The organism is Faecalibacterium sp. I3-3-33 (assembly GCF_023347295.1).
Lineage (GTDB): Bacteria > Bacillota > Clostridia > Oscillospirales > Ruminococcaceae > Faecalibacterium.
The window spans coordinates 1,959,856-1,974,978 of record NZ_CP094469.1 but is presented as its reverse complement, the minus strand read 5'-3'; the positions used below and the strand labels follow the sequence as shown (position 1 = coordinate 1,974,978).

Genomic DNA, 15,123 nt, shown 5'->3' with positions numbered 1-15,123 from the left:
AAAGAGATGGAATTTTGGTTTTCAGAGTTTCACACCCCGGATGTGAAGCACAGCATTCGTGTGAACAAGCAGCTCTACTCCAAGCAGAGCGATTACCAGCGCATCGATATCTTTGAGACCCCGGAGTTCGGACGGGTGCTTACGCTGGACGGCAACGTGATGCTGACCGAGCGCGACGAGTTCATCTACGATGAAATGATCGTCCATGTGCCCATGGCGGTGCACAAGGAGGCCAAGGATATTCTGGTCATCGGTGCCGGTGACGGCGGCGTGGTGCGGGAGCTGACCCGCTACGACCGCGTGGAGCGCATCGACCTTGTGGAGATGGACCCGCAGGTGGTGGAAGCCTGCCGCGCCTATCTGCCCGGCAATGCCTGCCGTATGGATGACCGCCGAGTGCATATCTACTTTGAAAACGCCCTGAAGTATATCCGCCGCTGCGAGGAAGAATACGACCTCATCATCGTGGACTCCTCCGACCCCTTCGGCCCCTCCGAGGGTCTGTTCACCCGCGAGTTCTACGGCAGTTGCTTCAACGCCCTGAAAGAGGACGGCATCATGGTCAACCAGCAGGGCAGCCCCTTCTACGCCGAGGACGCCAGCGCCATGCAGCGCAGCCATAAGCGCATTGCGTCCACCTTCCCCATCAGCCGGGTGTATCAGGCACATATCCCCACCTTTGCGGCGGGCTACTGGCTGTTCGGCTTCGCAAGCAAAAAATACCATCCCATCGATGATCTGGACGCAGAGTCGTGGAAGGCGCTGAATATGCGCACCCGCTACTACACCACCAAACTGCATATCGGAGCATTCTACCTGCCGGCTTTTCTGGAGGAGATGCTGCGGGAAGTGGAGGAACACTGATGCACCCCAACGTTGAGACCTTTATCGGCTGCGACAGCAGCTACCGCGCCGCCAGCATCGTGCTGTACGGTGCACCTTACGATTCCACCACCAGCTACCGCCCCGGTGCACGGTTCGGCCCGGCGGCCATCCGGCACGAGAGCTATGGTCTGGAGACTTACAGCCCCTACCAGAACGCCGACCTGACCGATTTTGATGTGTTCGACAGCGGCGATCTGGAGCTGTGCTTCGGCTCCAGCGAGCTGGCGCTGGCCGATATCGAGGCCCGGGCAGAGGAAATTTTGAAGGACGGCAAGTTCCCGCTGCTGCTGGGCGGCGAGCATCTGGTCACGCTGGGCGCGGTGCGGGCTGCGGTGAAGAAATACCCGGATCTGCACATCGTCCACTTCGACGCCCACGCCGATCTGCGGGATGACTATCTGGGCGCGAAGCTCAGCCACGCCTGTGTGCTGCGCCGCTGCCACGAGCTGGTAGGGGACGGCCGCATCCATCAGTTCTGCATCCGCAGCGGAGACCGGGCAGAGTTTGAGTTTGCTGCCCAGCACACTGAGATGCACAAGTTCGATTTTACCGGCCTTGCCGAGCTGACCGCACAGCTGTGCGAGAGCAAGGTGCCGGTGTACCTGACCATCGATCTGGACTGCCTTGACCCCTCCTGCTTCCCGGGCACCGGTACCCCGGAGGCTGGCGGCGTAAGCTTTTTGCAGCTGCTGGAGGCCATCCGCACCGTGACCAAGGCCAATATCATCGGTGTAGACCTGAACGAGCTGGCTCCCACACTGGACACCACCGGCGTTTCCACCGCCACAGCCTGCAAGGTGCTGCGCGAGACCCTGATCGCGCTGGACAAGGGCTGGCCGGGTTTTCAGGTATAAGAAGGAAGATATTTTACAGATAAAGGAGTAACCGACATGAGCAAAGTTCTGATCATTGGCTGCGGTGGCGTGGCCTCCGTTGCCATCCATAAGTGCTGCCAGGTGCCCGAGGTGTTCACCGAGATCTGCATCGCCAGCCGTACCAAAGCAAAGTGCGATAAGCTGGCTGCCGAGCTGGCTCCCACCACCGCCACCAAGATCACCACCGCACAGGTGGACGCAGACAAGGTGGAGGAGGTCATCGCTCTCATCAAGGCGTACCAGCCTGATCTGGTAATGAACATCGCCCTGCCTTATCAGGATCTGACCATTATGGACGCCTGCCTTGCCTGCGGCGTCAACTACATGGATACCGCCAACTACGAGCCCGAGAACACCGACGACCCGGAGTGGCGCGCCATCTACGAGAAGCGCTGCAAGGAGGCCGGTTTCTCTGCCTACTTTGATTACAGCTGGCAGTGGGCCTACGCCAAAAAGTTCGAGGAAGCCGGTCTGACCGCCCTGCTGGGCAGCGGCTTTGACCCGGGTGTAACCCAGGCATACTGCGCCTACGCCAAAAAGCACGAGTTCGATACCATTGATACCATCGATATCCTGGACTGCAACGGCGGCGACCACGGCTATGCCTTTGCCACCAACTTCAACCCTGAGATCAACCTGCGCGAGGTGTCCGCCCCCGGCAGCTACTGGGAGAACGGCCACTGGGTGGAGATCCCGGCTATGAGCATCAAGCGGGAGTACAACTTCGATCAGGTGGGCGACAAGGATATGTATCTGCTGCACCACGAGGAGATCGAGTCTCTGGCAAAGAACATCCCGGAGGCAAAGCGCATCCGCTTCTTCATGACCTTTGGCCAGAGCTATCTGGACCACATGCGCTGTCTGGAGGACGTGGGCATGCTGTCCACCACCCCTGTCAACTTCAACGGACAGGAGATCGTGCCCATCCAGTTCCTCAAGGCACTGCTGCCGGACCCCGCCAGCCTTGGCCCCCGTACCAAGGGCAAGACCAACATCGGTTGCATCTTTACCGGCAAAAAGGACGGCAAGGACAAGACCTACTACATCTACAACGTCTGCGACCATCAGGAGTGCTACAAAGAAGTGGGCAGTCAGGCCATCAGCTACACCACCGGCGTGCCGGCTATGTGCGGCGCCCTGATGCTGCTTACCGGCAAGTGGACTACCAAGGGCGTGCACACTGTCGAGGAGTTTGATCCCGATCCGTATCTGGATGCACTGGATAAGTACGGCCTGCCCCGCTCCGAGAGCCATAACCCGGCTCTGGTGGACTGATGCGGGTGCGCGACAGCCGCCCGCCCTTTGCGGGGCTGGCAAACCTGTCCGAGGAGCAGCTGCACCGCCTGCCCACCCCCTGCTATCTGCTGGACGAAGCCAAACTGTGCCGCAACGGTGAGATCCTGCTGGGTGTGCAGCAGCACACCGGGTGCCGCATTCTGCTGGCGCAGAAGGCTTTTTCCAACTTTAACGTCTACCCGGTGCTGGCACCCTATCTGGCAGGTACCGAGGCCAGCGGCCTGTACGAGAGCCGCTTGGGCAGGGAAGAACTGCCGGAGAAGGAGAACCATGTGTTCTGCGCCGCCTACCGGGCAGATGAGTTTGAGGAATTGCTGCAGTACGCCGACCACATCGTGTTCAACTCGCCCAGCCAGCTGGTAAAGTTCGGCCCGGCGGCAAAGGCAGCGGGCAAAAGCATCGGTCTGCGCATCAACCCGGAGTGCTCCACGCAGGAGGGTCATGAAATTTACGACCCCTGCGCACCCGGCAGCCGTCTGGGAACCACCCGTGCTCAGTGGGACGCCGCTGTGGCAGCGCACCCGGAGCTGCCCGCCCTGCTGGACGGTCTGCACTTCCATACCCTGTGCGAGCAGGACGCCGATGCGCTGGCGGTAACGCTGGCCGCAGTGGAGAAAAAGTTTGCAGACCTGCTGCCCAGAATGAAATGGCTCAACTTCGGCGGGGGACACCACATCACCCGCCCGGGTTACGCCCTTGCTGCGCTGGAAAACTGCATCCTCTCGGTGCGGCAGAAGTACGGCGTACAGGTGTATCTGGAGCCCGGCGAGGCATGGGCGCTGAACGCAGGCTATCTGGTCACTACCGTGCTGGACACCCTGCGCAACGGGAATACCAGTCTTGCCATTCTGGATATGTCCGCAGCCTGCCACACCCCGGATGTCATCGAGATGCCCTACCGCCCGCCGCTGCTGGATGCCGGCGAGGCAGGGGAGAAGGCACACACTGTCCGGCTGGGCGGCCCCACCTGCCTTGCGGGGGATATCATCGGGGATTACAGCTTTGACGCCCCCCTTGCCGAGGACGATAAGCTCATCTTCGGCGATATGGCCATCTACACCACCTGCAAGAACAACACCTTCAATGGGATGCCCCTGCCGCCTATCTGGCTGCTGGGCGCAGACGGTAATTGCCGGGAGCTGGTGCACTTCGGTTATCAGGACTTCAAAATGCGCTTGGGCGCACAGTAAAATAAAAAGCGTTTGTCGCGGCCTGCGGGCAGCGACAAACGCTTTTTTGTTCATTCGGTTCAGTCCGTCATGGGAAGCTCATCCTCTTTGTTCTCCGGCTCTGCCGCTTCATGGGGTGGCTCCGGCAGCGCAGTGCCGGTTCCGTCAGAATGGAGGACGGCGATACATTGCTGTAACTGCTTGAGGGAATTGATGCCAAGCTTTGTGTAGATGTTCCGGATCTCAAGGCTGCGCACCGTATCTTTTTTGGTGTTGTGCAGACTGATGAACAAAAACAGAGCTGCGCCAAAGGTGAGCAGCAACAGCAGCGCCAGCAGCAGGCTGGCCCACAGCAGCCGGTGACTGGGCGCGCGCGAAGGCATCTCCGCGCGGTGCCGGGCAAACAGTCTCATTTATGCTCCTCCTTTCCGGCGGGTGTGCGGGTCAGATGTCCGCGCACAGCAGTTGCCATGTCTCCTCGGCCAGCGCCTCCCCGTCCGCAAGCCGCTGGGGGTACTGCTTCTGGCGCTGGCGCAGCTGGTCGTAAAGCACCTTGGCGCGGGCATGGTAGCCCACCATGGCGGGCTCAGACAGAGGCGTGTCCTCGGCACGCATCTGGTTGTAGACATCGTACAGCCGCTGGTAGCTCTGCTGGGGGAAGGGGTAGTCCGCAATGGCGTCAAAGGCGGCGTTGACTACCGGCATATAGCCGGTGGCGGCAGCAAAGTCCAAGTTGCGCTGCTGCTCGGTGAGCCACCGCAAAAACACTGCGGCGGCTTCGGCCTTGCGTTCAGTGGTCTTGAAAGCGCACAGGCCTACACCGGCCTGCGGCATCAGCAGAGTGTTGGCGTTGGCGGCATGGGGCAGCGCTGCCAGCAGCAGGTCGGTGGGCTCGGTGGTGTTGTCTGGGTAGGTGACTACATCATTATAATAGAGGATGGCAGCAGAGCTGCCAAGACCGGCCAGTGTCTCGCCGGTCATCACCTGCGTGTTGGAGTACAGGTCTGAAACGATGATGTCTCCCCGCACCAGACCCCGGGCAAATTCCAGCCATGAGGCGTGGAAAGCTTCGTTGTCAAGATCGTACCAGTTGTCTTTATAAAGAGTGCCTGCACCCTGTTCCAGCGCGTTCAGTTCTGCCAGACGCAAGGGGTAGTCCAGCGCACAGAAGGGCTTGCCCTGCGACCACTGTCGGTAGGCGGCAGCTATCTCAAAAAAGCCGTCCCATGTATCCAGCTTCTCCAGCTGCGCCCCGGTATCTGCCGCAAAGCGGGCGTACTGAGAGCCGTTTAAAAAGAGCAGCTGGGTGGATTTGGACACCGGGAACACGATCTGCTTTCCTGCAATCACCCCGTCCTGTACAAAACCGGGCACATAAGCCGCCATCTCCTCGGCAGAAGACCAGTCGTTCCAATCCACCAGTTTTTCCACGCCCAGCGCCTCGGCGTCGGCGGGGTGCGCCGAGAACAGATCCGGCAGATCCAGCGCGCCGGGTTTGCCGGACTGCGCCTCCTGCAGCTGGCTGCCGATCACGGCGCTGTTGGTCATGTTGGTCACGTTGAGCAGAACGCCCTTTTCCTTGCCCACCGTATCGTTGAACTCGGTCAGCAGACGGTTCATGGGCGAATCGGTCTGCTCGCCGTAGACGTGTCAGATGCTGAGCATGGTGGGGTCCTTGGGCGAGAGCAGGGTCTTACTGCCGCCGCAGCCTGTCAGCCACAGGCCGGGTACTGCCGCCGCAAGGGTCAAAAACGTCCGTCGCTTCATGATGCGCTGCCTTTCCTTCCTCAGTGTGCCAAGATCCGTATCTTATTTAAGCATAGCATAAGATGCCCCTGACCACAAGGGTAAATCTCTTTTGGGGCAAAACGATTTGAAATGGTCTCCGCTCTGCTCTGACCATGATCAGAGGAAAGATTATTTATATTTTGCGTTTGTCGCACTCTGCGGAGTGCTCCAAACGCATTTTTCACGAAAGGGGTCGTTAGGGTAAACGGCAGGCAAAACAAAAAAGCACCACACATTTCTGTGCAGTGCTTTCTCTTTTTGGTGGAGATTACCGGGCCGATTCCGATCACGGTGACCTCTTGCATGCTATGCAAGCGCTCTCCCGAACCACCTTGAAACGCGCCCCCGGAAAAGCGGGTGTGAATGGGTATGATTTAGCGTTAATGCGCTAAATCTGGTTGAAAAATGATTTTCTGTCCAACAATCAGCATAGCAGCATGAGAACAATTTAGGCACAGAATTCATTTGGCTGTATTTTACAGTCGGATTTATCTGCTGTCAAGATGTTTCATGTCATTCATGCCGCTAAAGCGAGTCAATATTCTTCTGTTTCAAATTACATAGCGCAATTTCGACCCCAAAAATCGAAGTTGCGCTTTTTTCATTCCTCAATAAATTTTTTCACCGGAGGTTTATACAATGCTTTTATCTCATTGTTGCTTTCAGCCCTTGACACAACCGTATGACCCTTGACTACTTTTACGGACAGGCCGGAGAACTCTTTTCGTTCTTCCGCATTCCAAAGGCTCTTTTTTATGGACACTGCAACATTATATATGGTCAAATACGACAGAAGTCATTGATTTTCTTTGTTTATCTGTGATACCATTCGTTACGAGACCTCCACCATTGCTCTCTTCGCTTATGGTTGAGACTTCGGCACTCAAAGAAACTTTCCGAAAAACACAACGAGGTGACCATTTTTGAAACGTCGAACTTTTCTTGTCTGCACCGCTGCACTTTTTTGCAGTGCATTTCTGGCGGTGGGCTGCACTCAAAAAACTTCTCAGCCTGTCCTTCAGCAAATCGAATACTCTAATTTGGCAGATTCGGATACACAGGCTCTTCTTTCCAAACTTTTGCAGGATGCTGGCGTATCTGACCTGCGGATACAGACCTTCTTTGATCATGTGCAAAAGTTCAACAATGCTGTGGACCCGGCATGGCTCACCACAGGGTTTGAAAATGCCAAGCCTTTGGATCTGAAATACGATCCTTACTCCATGCAGGACGCATGGACAGAAAAATACGATACCTTCCCCGGCTGGAACTGTCGGATCACTGCCTGTGGGCTGTTCGGTGATTTTATCACCGTCACGGGCAAGACAGACCTTGACTCAGCCGAGGACACCCTGTTTATGGACTATGAAACACTGGATTCTGACCCGGAATCCCTTTGCGGCGACGAACGGCAAAAGTTTGATGCGCTGTTCGCCCCGGTTAAAACCACCAATACGACCGATATTCCTACCCATTTGAAAACGATTCAGCAGGAATGGAAGAAACGCGGTCTCTCCTTCGTAGACGATGATAAGATCCGTCTCGTCTCCGTGGTTCTGCACGATCAGTTCTCTGAAACGGACAATTCTCTTATGATCGGTCATGTCGGCGTTATGCTTCCCACATCGGATGCAGTATATTTCGTCGAAAAGGTCGCTTTTCAAGAGCCGTATCGCTTGTTGAAGTTCAAAAATCGAACCGAGTTGAGCGATTATCTGATGCTGAAATACGACAACTCGTGGGGACAGGATACTGCCCACACCTTTATTATGGAAAATTCAGACCTGATGGACGGCTGGCGCATTCTTGAAGAACGGGAAAATGCAAGCTAAAAGCATCGCATTCATTGGGAACCGTTCGGTCTGACAGATTATTCGCCCTCTAATACCAAAAGGACGCTGCCACCTCTTACCCAGAGGCGGCAGCGTCCTTTTTATATCGGAATGTTTGGTTCGCAGGGGAACTCCGGGCTTATGACAGGGTATGTATAATGTGCAGAGCCATATCAGCATTTTCTTTGTCCACAAACACCTCTGTGACATACCTCGGTTTTATGCCGAGAGTTCCAATTCTCGCTTGATCAAATGTGTTATGCCGATTGACATCTTTGGATTTACAATAGAATTTAATTCCAGCTGCCGCCAACGCATCTGTAATGCGATTGCATTGGTAAGGGTCAGAAACTGTTGCGACTAGCGATTTGAAAAAATGTTCTAACATAAAGAGACCTCCTTGTATACCCTCTAAAAGTAGTTTTGGAGCTGGGAACTGGCTATTATGTGATAAGCCTTTGGAGTATGCCCAGCTTGTGCTGGGTAGTGAGATTGAGCATCATCTCTCGCTCGGCTTCAACCATGGCAGAGTAGAAAATTGACCTTTAATTAAAATATCCAAGGCAAAACAACAGTCCTCTATCATTCATTTAATCGATTCCTTTGAGTTTTCTTTGTATAAATCATCTAAAAGCTCTTTTTGTGTTTGCTCTACTGCTTTGCTATAATGTTCTCTAGCTTCCTCTCCTTGTAACGTTTTATACCCGCCATTTCCGTCTGGAATATCAACACGAACAACATTTTGCTCATCTAATTCGGATGCTGCATTAAGTGCATCTTCAATTTCTTTACTGCCCATAATTTGTGGAGCATCAGTCGTTATTGGCCTGCCCAATATTATAATTAGTAGCACCGCTATTACCGCAAACATTAACACAATTTTTCCGACTCTCATCCGAAACGCTCCTTTTTAGATTTATTTCTCATTGCGGGGCTTTTTAATTTTGCAATTCACAATCCGACTTGCAAGATAAATTATCCAAAAAGTAAGGATATAATTGTTAGTTATAAACTTTGTAAAGGTCGCTTGTTCCCCTAATCTTATTTCAACAAAGAAAAATATCAAATACTGCACAACTAGCATACTACCAAGGTCTACTACCAGTTTTTTCACTATCTTCGGCTCCTCTCTATAAACCCCTTTATCCAGATAACGCAGCAAATCACTGGTTTGTTGCAAGATTTTCTGTTTTTATCTATCTTAACAAAAAATCGCCCAAGTGTTTGTGCTTTCCGCCCCAATTGGCGTGAAACGGCGGCTCGATTCAGCAGCCTGCGCCGCACTCTGCAAGCATTTCTTTCAAAGGCTGCGCCCGTTTTGCGTGTTCGGAAGGGCGGGTATGATTATAAGCATACGGCCGCTCCATGCAAAGTTCCTGCTCTGCCATGATGGATTCGTCCGTTGGGTCGTAGACTTGTTGGCTGTGGATCGCATTTTTTATCGGCGTGGTTCTACTCTCCTTATTTATAAGGAATCTTTCTCATTTTTCAGTAGATTCTTCCAGATTCTTTCGGTACTGTGCCGGACTGACACCATACTCTTTCTTGAATACCCGGCTAAAATAAAGTGGGTTATCATACCCTACGATCTCTGCAATTTCTCCAATATTGTATTCGGTGTTCTCCAACAAGCTTTGTGCATTTACCATCCGAAGGGACAGGATGTATTGTGCAGGGCTTATTTTCATGTACTGCTTAAAATTACGGATAAACCAGTTCGTACTGATATGCAGCGATTCTGCGTAATCGTCCACACTGACCTTTGTATTATAATTCTCGTTAAAGTAGGCAACGGCGGCTTCGATTTCTTCGGGGATACTTGTAGTTGTTTTCTCGCTTTCCTGTTGTTGCCTGCTTACTAAAAGCAGAATGATGTTGAAGAGAGAAGCAATATAGTCTTCATAGCCATATTCACATTGTTGCAGTTCCCGGATGATCTTTCGGAACAGCATTTTGTAATCCGGCAGTGTGCCGCTGTAAAAAACGTGCTTGTCCAATGGTATTCCGTGATAGTTCAGGATGTTTTTGATATCGTATCCTGTAAAGTGAATCCAGAACACCTCTGGATGATCTTCTACATAATAGACATACTTCTGGATTTCTTTCGGCTGATAAAGCACCATGTGTCCAGAAGTCACCACTTCCTCAACACCATCGAACCAGAAGTGTGCTTTACCAGATGCCACATAGAGGATTTGATAGTCTCTGCGACCCTTTGCCCAAAAAGTAGGTAGCTTAGAGCGTTTTTTCAAGCGATAAGTGCCGCAACTGCCTACGACCAGCGGCTTTGAGTAGTCTTTGAAATCCAAACGGGAGTTGTTCAAATATCCTGAGTTGAAATACATCCCTGCGTCCTCCTTATCTTCAGAGATTTTACAGTGATTTGAGAAATGTTCTATCAAAAAATTACAAACTCTTTGATTTTGTGCATATTTTGTTCCATCTTGTCTATATCTTTTCGTTCCATTAGATTCTATAATATTTTCAGACGAAACGCAATAGATTTGGGTAACTTGCGTAATGAGGATTCCAGTCTGAAGTGCGCAGCAGATTGGTCGCGCCTACACAAAACAAGCAAGATGGGAGAAAGCACAATGACTGAGAAACGTTATCTAAAGTGGTATAATAAAGTCGGCTATGGTTCAGGCGATATTGCAGGCAACGTGGTGTATGCATTCCTGTCCTCCTTCGTCATGATCTATCTGACCAACACCGTTGGCCTGAACCCCGGTATTGTCGGCACTTTGATTGCAGTTTCCAAACTGCTGGACGGTGTGACGGACATTTTCTTTGGTTCTTTAATTGACAAAACGCATTCTAAGATGGGCAAAGCCCGTCCTTGGATGCTGTACGGCTACATTGGCTGTGCCATTACGCTGGTGGCAATTTTCGCCATCCCGACCAATCTGGGACAGTTTGCACAGTACGCATGGTTCCTGATCGCATATACTCTGCTGAACGCTGTATTCTACACTGCCAACAACATTGCTTACTCTGCACTGACTGCTCTCATCACGAAGAACAGTGCCGAACAGGTCGAGATGGGTTCTTGGCGTTTCATGTTCGCCTTTGCCACCAGCCTGCTCATCCAGTCCATTACGCTGGGTGCTGTTACGGCATTGGGCGGTGGTGCTGCCGGTTGGCGCACTGTTGCAATCATCTACGCCATCATCGGTCTGCTTGTCAACACCCTCTCCGTTTTCTCCGTGAAGGAACTGCCGGAAGGCGAATTGGTGGATACCACCGACAAAAAGGAAATCGAGCAGGACGAAAAGTACAATCTGGTTCAGGCTGCAAAGCTGCTTGCTGGTAACAAATATTATATGATGATTTGCGTCACCTACATTTTGCAGCAGATCTACGGTGCCATGATCAGCATGGGCACCTACTATGCAACCTACATCCTTGGCAACCAGAATCTGTTCGGTGTATTCTCTTGGGCAATCAACATTCCTCTGATCATCGCACTGGTGTTCACCCCGACCTTGGTTGCAAAGTGGAATGGAATGTATAAGCTGAATGTAATGAGCTATACTCTGGCAACCGTTGCCCGTGCACTGGTCGCTGTGGCAGGTTATATGGGCAGCGGTAATGTTCCCCTGATGCTGCTCTTTACCGCAATCGCTGCTCTGGGTCAGGGCCCTTGGCAGGGCGACATGAACGCCGTAATCGCAGCTTGCTCTGAGCACACTTGGCTGACGAAGCACAAGCGTGTGGACGGCACGATGTACTCCTGCACTTCTCTGGGCGTAAAACTTGGCGGCGGTCTTGGCACCGCAATCACCGGCTGGCTGCTGGCAGCAAGCCACTTTGACAGCGCTCTGACCGTTCAGCCGGATTCCTGTATCAATATGCTGAAGATTATGTATCTTGTGATTCCGTTCGTTCTGGATGCCATCATCACCTTCATTCTCTCTCGTATGAAGGTCGAAGAAGCAAATGAAAAACTGCGTGCAGCAGTCTGATAACAAGCCATTATCATTTCTCCTTCATCTGCTGTTCCCCGGAGGAATCCAGCGATTCCTCCGGGGAGGCTGGAGAAATATTATAAAATTATAAAAAGTAAATGAGGAAATACTATGGCTGCATTTGATTTTGCAAAAGTAAAAGACCCCACCTTTTTCAAGGAAAACGTGCTGAATGCTCATGCAAGTTTCCGTACTTACGCTTCCCGCGAAGAATATCTGGCAGGAGAATCTTCGCTTGCGCTGAAGCTGGACGGTATCTGGAAATTCGCCTACGCAAAGAACTACACCAGTGCCATCCCCGGCTTTGAAAAGACAGATTACGATTGCAGCGGCTGGGATGACATTCATGTTCCGGCACACATCCAGATGGAGGGCTACGACATTCCCCAGTACGCGAATGTTCAGTATCCGTGGGATGGCCGTGAAGAAGTACAGCCGGGCGAGATCCCGCAGCGGTTCAATCCGGTGGCAAGCTATGTAAAATACTTCGAGCTGCCGGAATCCATGCAGGGCAAGCCCGTCCACATCGAGTTCGAGGGTGTGGAAAGCGGCATGGCTCTTTGGCTGAACGGGTCTTATGTGGGTTACACAGAGGACAGCTTTTCCGCACACGCATTCGATCTGACGCCCTATCTCCAGCCGGGCGTGAACAAACTTGCTGTGCAGGTGTTCAAGTGGACTTCCTCCAGCTGGTGCGAAGACCAGGACTTCTTCCGCTTCTCCGGCATCTTCCGCAGTGTGTGGCTGTACGCCATCCCCACCGTGCATCTGGAAGATGTATCCGTCAAAACGCTGTTTGCCGGGGATGATTTCGCTCATTCCACACTGGAAGTTGCATTGCAGGTGGAGGGCAAGGGCGCAGCCCGTCTGACCCTGCGCCGCAGTGAACTGGAAGTGTTCTCCGAAAAAATCGCACTGAACGGCGGCTCTGTTCTGTTCAGCCATGCGGTGGAGAACCCCCACCTGTGGAGTGCAGAGGACCCGGCTCTGTATGAACTGGAAATCGAGCTGCTGGACGATGCAGGCCATCTGGTAGAGGTGACCGGGCAGAAAGTCGGTTTCCGCAAGTTCGAATTGAAGAACAATCGGATGCTGCTCAACGGCAAGCGCATCGTGTTCAAGGGTGCCAACCGTCATGAGTTCAGCTCCATTACGGGTCGTGCTGTGGGCGTACACACCCATGAGGAACTGCTTCGGGATATCATCACCATGAAGCAGAACAACATCAATGCCATCCGTACCAGCCATTACCAGAATCAGGATGCACTGTACGACCTGTGCGACGAGTATGGTCTGTATCTGATCGCAGAGAACAATCTGGAATCCCATGGCACATGGGACATCCATCAGGCGGGCATTCGCGGCATCGAGGGCGTTTTGCCCAATGATAAGCCGGAGTGGAAAGCTGTCTTGTTTGACCGCATGAATTCCACTTACCAGCGTGATAAAAATCATCCTGCTGTTCTGATCTGGTCTCTGGGCAACGAATCGTTTGGCGGTGAGACCTTGCTCCAGATGGCAGAGATGGTCCGTCGCTTTGATGACACCCGTCTGGTGCATTACGAAGGTGTGGTCAATGATCCCCGCTTCCCGGAGACCACCGACATCGAGAGCCATATGTACAGCACGGTCAAGGACATTAAAGAGTATTTGGCACAGGGCGATAAGCGGCCTTATATCGAGTGCGAATATTCTCATGCTATGGGCAACTCCAACGGTGCTTTGCACAAGTACACGGAACTTGCCGATCAGAAGAACTGCGGCTATCAGGGCGGTTTTATCTGGGATTACATCGACCAGTCCATCTGGAAAAAGGACCGCTACGGCAAGTGGTTCCAAGCCTACGGCGGCGACTTCGGCGAGCGTCCTACCGACTATAATTTCAGCGGAAACGGCATTGCCTACGGTGGTGACCGTGCTCCTTCTCCCAAGATGCAGGAGGTCAAGTTCTGCTATCAGAACATCGCCGTTTCCATCGACAATTCTGGATTTGAAGTCTGGAATAAGAACCTGTTCACCTCTACGGGTGCTTTCGACTGCGTTGCACTGCTGCACCGTGATGGAAAGCTGTATCAGCAGCAGGAACTGACCAATATTGATGTTGCTCCCGAAGAGCGTTCCAGCTTCCCGCTGCCGTTTATGGTTCCTGCGCTCCCCGGTGAATATGCAGTGACCATCAGCTTCCGTTTGAAGGAGGACACCAGCTGGGCAAAGAAGGGTCATGAAGTCGCCTTTGGACAGGGTGTGATCGCTGTGGTCCGTTCCATTCCCAGCAAGAAGGTCACGCCGTTTACCGTTACGCACGGCACCCACAACATCGGTGTCCGTGGTGAGAATTTTGATGTTTTGTTCTCCGATCTGAAGGACGGTCTGACTTCCTACCGCTATGCCGGCAAAGAGATGATTCAGGAGATCCCCCGGCCCAACTTCTGGCGCGCTCCCACCGACAATGACTGCGGCAACAACATGGGCGGCGTTCGCGGCCAGTGGAAGCTGGCAAGCCTGTACGCCACTGCCAAGGGCATCGGCAAGGAGATTCCGTCTGTTCATGGCGGCACCATCCTCCAGAACCCCACCTGCGAGGTGGAAGCCGACAGCGTGGTCGTGACCTATCTCTATAACCTCCAGACCAGCCCCGCAGCAGAGTGCAGCCTGCAGTACCGTGTGTTCGGTGATGGCCGCATCCAGACCACCCTGCACTATGACCCGGTAGAAGGACTTGCAGCCATGCCGGAGTTCGGTGTGCTGTTCAAGATCGACGCCGACTACGACACGGTGGAATGGTACGGAAACGGCCCTGCGGAGACTTACTGGGATCGTCAGCATGGTGCAAAGCTGGGCATTTACCAGAACAAGGTCGCAGACAACATGGCACAGTACCTTGTGCCGCAGGAGTGCGGTGCAAAGACCGCTGTGCGCTGGGCAAAGGTAGTGGACCGCAAGGGTCGCGGGCTACTGTTTACCGCGGATGCCGCAAAGCCCATGTTCTTCTCTGCGCTGCCCTACACTCCCCATGAAATGGAGAGTGCCAAGCATCCCTACGAGCTGCCCCCGGTCCATTACACGGTCATCCGTGCTATGGGCGAGCAGATGGGCGTTGGCGGTGATGACAGCTGGGGTGCCAATGTCCACCCGGAGTATATTCCTGATGTGACTAAGCCTGTGGAGTTCACCTTTACGTTCCGTGGCATCTGACCCTCGTTATTAAGACACCTTCGCGTTGAGATATGGACATCTCTGCATGAGATTCCTATCAAAAGCGAGAGTGTCTTTTTTGGTATCACAAAATCTCAATTCCTGACACCACTAT

General features: G+C 53.0%; 13 protein-coding genes and 2 pseudogenes. 9 read left to right on the top strand and 6 right to left on the bottom strand.

What is annotated here, in order from left to right; genetic code table 11:
* Positions 1–6: 6 nt before the first annotated feature.
* The 4 genes from speE to MTP39_RS09260 are packed head-to-tail and all read left to right on the top strand — an operon-like array spanning position 7 to position 4,246.
* Complete coding sequence (gene speE / locus MTP39_RS09275; protein ID WP_055186663.1) at positions 7–864, top strand: polyamine aminopropyltransferase; 858 nt, start codon at positions 7–9, stop codon at positions 862–864.
* Positions 864–1,739 (top strand): agmatinase, encoded by an 876-nt coding sequence (speB, locus tag MTP39_RS09270; protein WP_249240311.1) that lies wholly within the window; start codon positions 864–866, stop codon positions 1,737–1,739. The genes speE and speB overlap by 1 nt, the downstream gene beginning before the upstream one ends.
* A gap of 36 nt (positions 1,740–1,775) precedes the next feature.
* Entirely contained in the window at positions 1,776–3,035 is a 1,260-nt protein-coding gene (locus MTP39_RS09265; protein ID WP_015537820.1) for a saccharopine dehydrogenase family protein, read from the top strand.
* Positions 3,035–4,246 carry a carboxynorspermidine decarboxylase gene (locus MTP39_RS09260; protein WP_249240310.1) on the top strand — a complete coding sequence of 404 codons (1,212 nt, stop codon included), beginning with the start codon at positions 3,035–3,037 and terminating at the stop codon, positions 4,244–4,246. The genes MTP39_RS09265 and MTP39_RS09260 overlap by 1 nt, the downstream gene beginning before the upstream one ends.
* A gap of 59 nt (positions 4,247–4,305) precedes the next feature.
* Here the strand turns inward: MTP39_RS09260 and MTP39_RS09255 are convergent, their stop codons facing one another.
* Positions 4,306–4,638 (bottom strand): hypothetical protein, encoded by a 333-nt coding sequence (locus MTP39_RS09255; RefSeq protein ID WP_249240309.1) that lies wholly within the window; start codon positions 4,636–4,638, stop codon positions 4,306–4,308.
* Between the two features lie 31 nt (positions 4,639–4,669).
* Entirely contained in the window at positions 4,670–5,845 is a 1,176-nt protein-coding gene (locus MTP39_RS09250) for an extracellular solute-binding protein (protein WP_249240308.1), read from the bottom strand.
* Positions 5,846–6,695: 850 nt separating this feature from the next.
* Between MTP39_RS09250 and MTP39_RS14105 the strand changes: the two are divergent.
* A pseudogene (locus MTP39_RS14105) lies at positions 6,696–6,767 on the top strand (replication initiator protein A); the annotation flags it as partial.
* Positions 6,768–6,936: 169 nt separating this feature from the next.
* Positions 6,937–7,845, top strand: coding sequence for a DUF4300 family protein (locus MTP39_RS09245; RefSeq protein WP_249240307.1), 909 nt, complete (start codon positions 6,937–6,939; stop codon positions 7,843–7,845).
* A 139-nt stretch (positions 7,846–7,984) separates the two neighbouring features.
* Here MTP39_RS09245 and MTP39_RS09240 read toward each other — a convergent pair whose 3' ends face one another.
* Positions 7,985–8,233 carry a hypothetical protein gene (locus tag MTP39_RS09240; protein WP_055192190.1) on the bottom strand — a complete coding sequence of 83 codons (249 nt, stop codon included), beginning with the start codon at positions 8,231–8,233 and terminating at the stop codon, positions 7,985–7,987.
* Between the two features lie 46 nt (positions 8,234–8,279).
* Here MTP39_RS09240 and MTP39_RS09235 point away from each other — a divergent pair.
* A pseudogene (locus MTP39_RS09235) lies at positions 8,280–8,387 on the top strand (DUF6061 family protein); the annotation flags it as partial.
* 44 nt (positions 8,388–8,431) lie between these two features.
* On the opposite strand, the gene MTP39_RS09230 reads toward MTP39_RS09235, so the two are convergent.
* From MTP39_RS09230 to MTP39_RS09220, 3 genes are all read right to left on the bottom strand, one after another.
* Entirely contained in the window at positions 8,432–8,740 is a 309-nt protein-coding gene (locus MTP39_RS09230; protein ID WP_117948246.1) for a hypothetical protein, read from the bottom strand.
* 370 nt (positions 8,741–9,110) lie between these two features.
* Entirely contained in the window at positions 9,111–9,275 is a 165-nt protein-coding gene (locus MTP39_RS14030) for a maltose acetyltransferase domain-containing protein (protein WP_256468838.1), read from the bottom strand.
* Positions 9,276–9,326: 51 nt separating this feature from the next.
* Positions 9,327–10,190 (bottom strand): helix-turn-helix domain-containing protein, encoded by an 864-nt coding sequence (locus tag MTP39_RS09220; protein ID WP_249240306.1) that lies wholly within the window; start codon positions 10,188–10,190, stop codon positions 9,327–9,329.
* 249 nt (positions 10,191–10,439) lie between these two features.
* On the opposite strand from MTP39_RS09220, the gene MTP39_RS09215 reads away from it, so the two are divergent.
* Together MTP39_RS09215 and MTP39_RS09210 are read left to right on the top strand one after the other, a co-directional pair.
* Complete coding sequence (locus MTP39_RS09215) at positions 10,440–11,810, top strand: MFS transporter (RefSeq protein ID WP_249240305.1); 1,371 nt, start codon at positions 10,440–10,442, stop codon at positions 11,808–11,810.
* Between the two features lie 114 nt (positions 11,811–11,924).
* On the top strand, positions 11,925–15,008 hold the full coding sequence (locus MTP39_RS09210) for a glycoside hydrolase family 2 TIM barrel-domain containing protein (RefSeq protein WP_249240304.1): 3,084 nt from the start codon (positions 11,925–11,927) through the stop codon (positions 15,006–15,008).
* Positions 15,009–15,123: the final 115 nt, after the last annotated feature.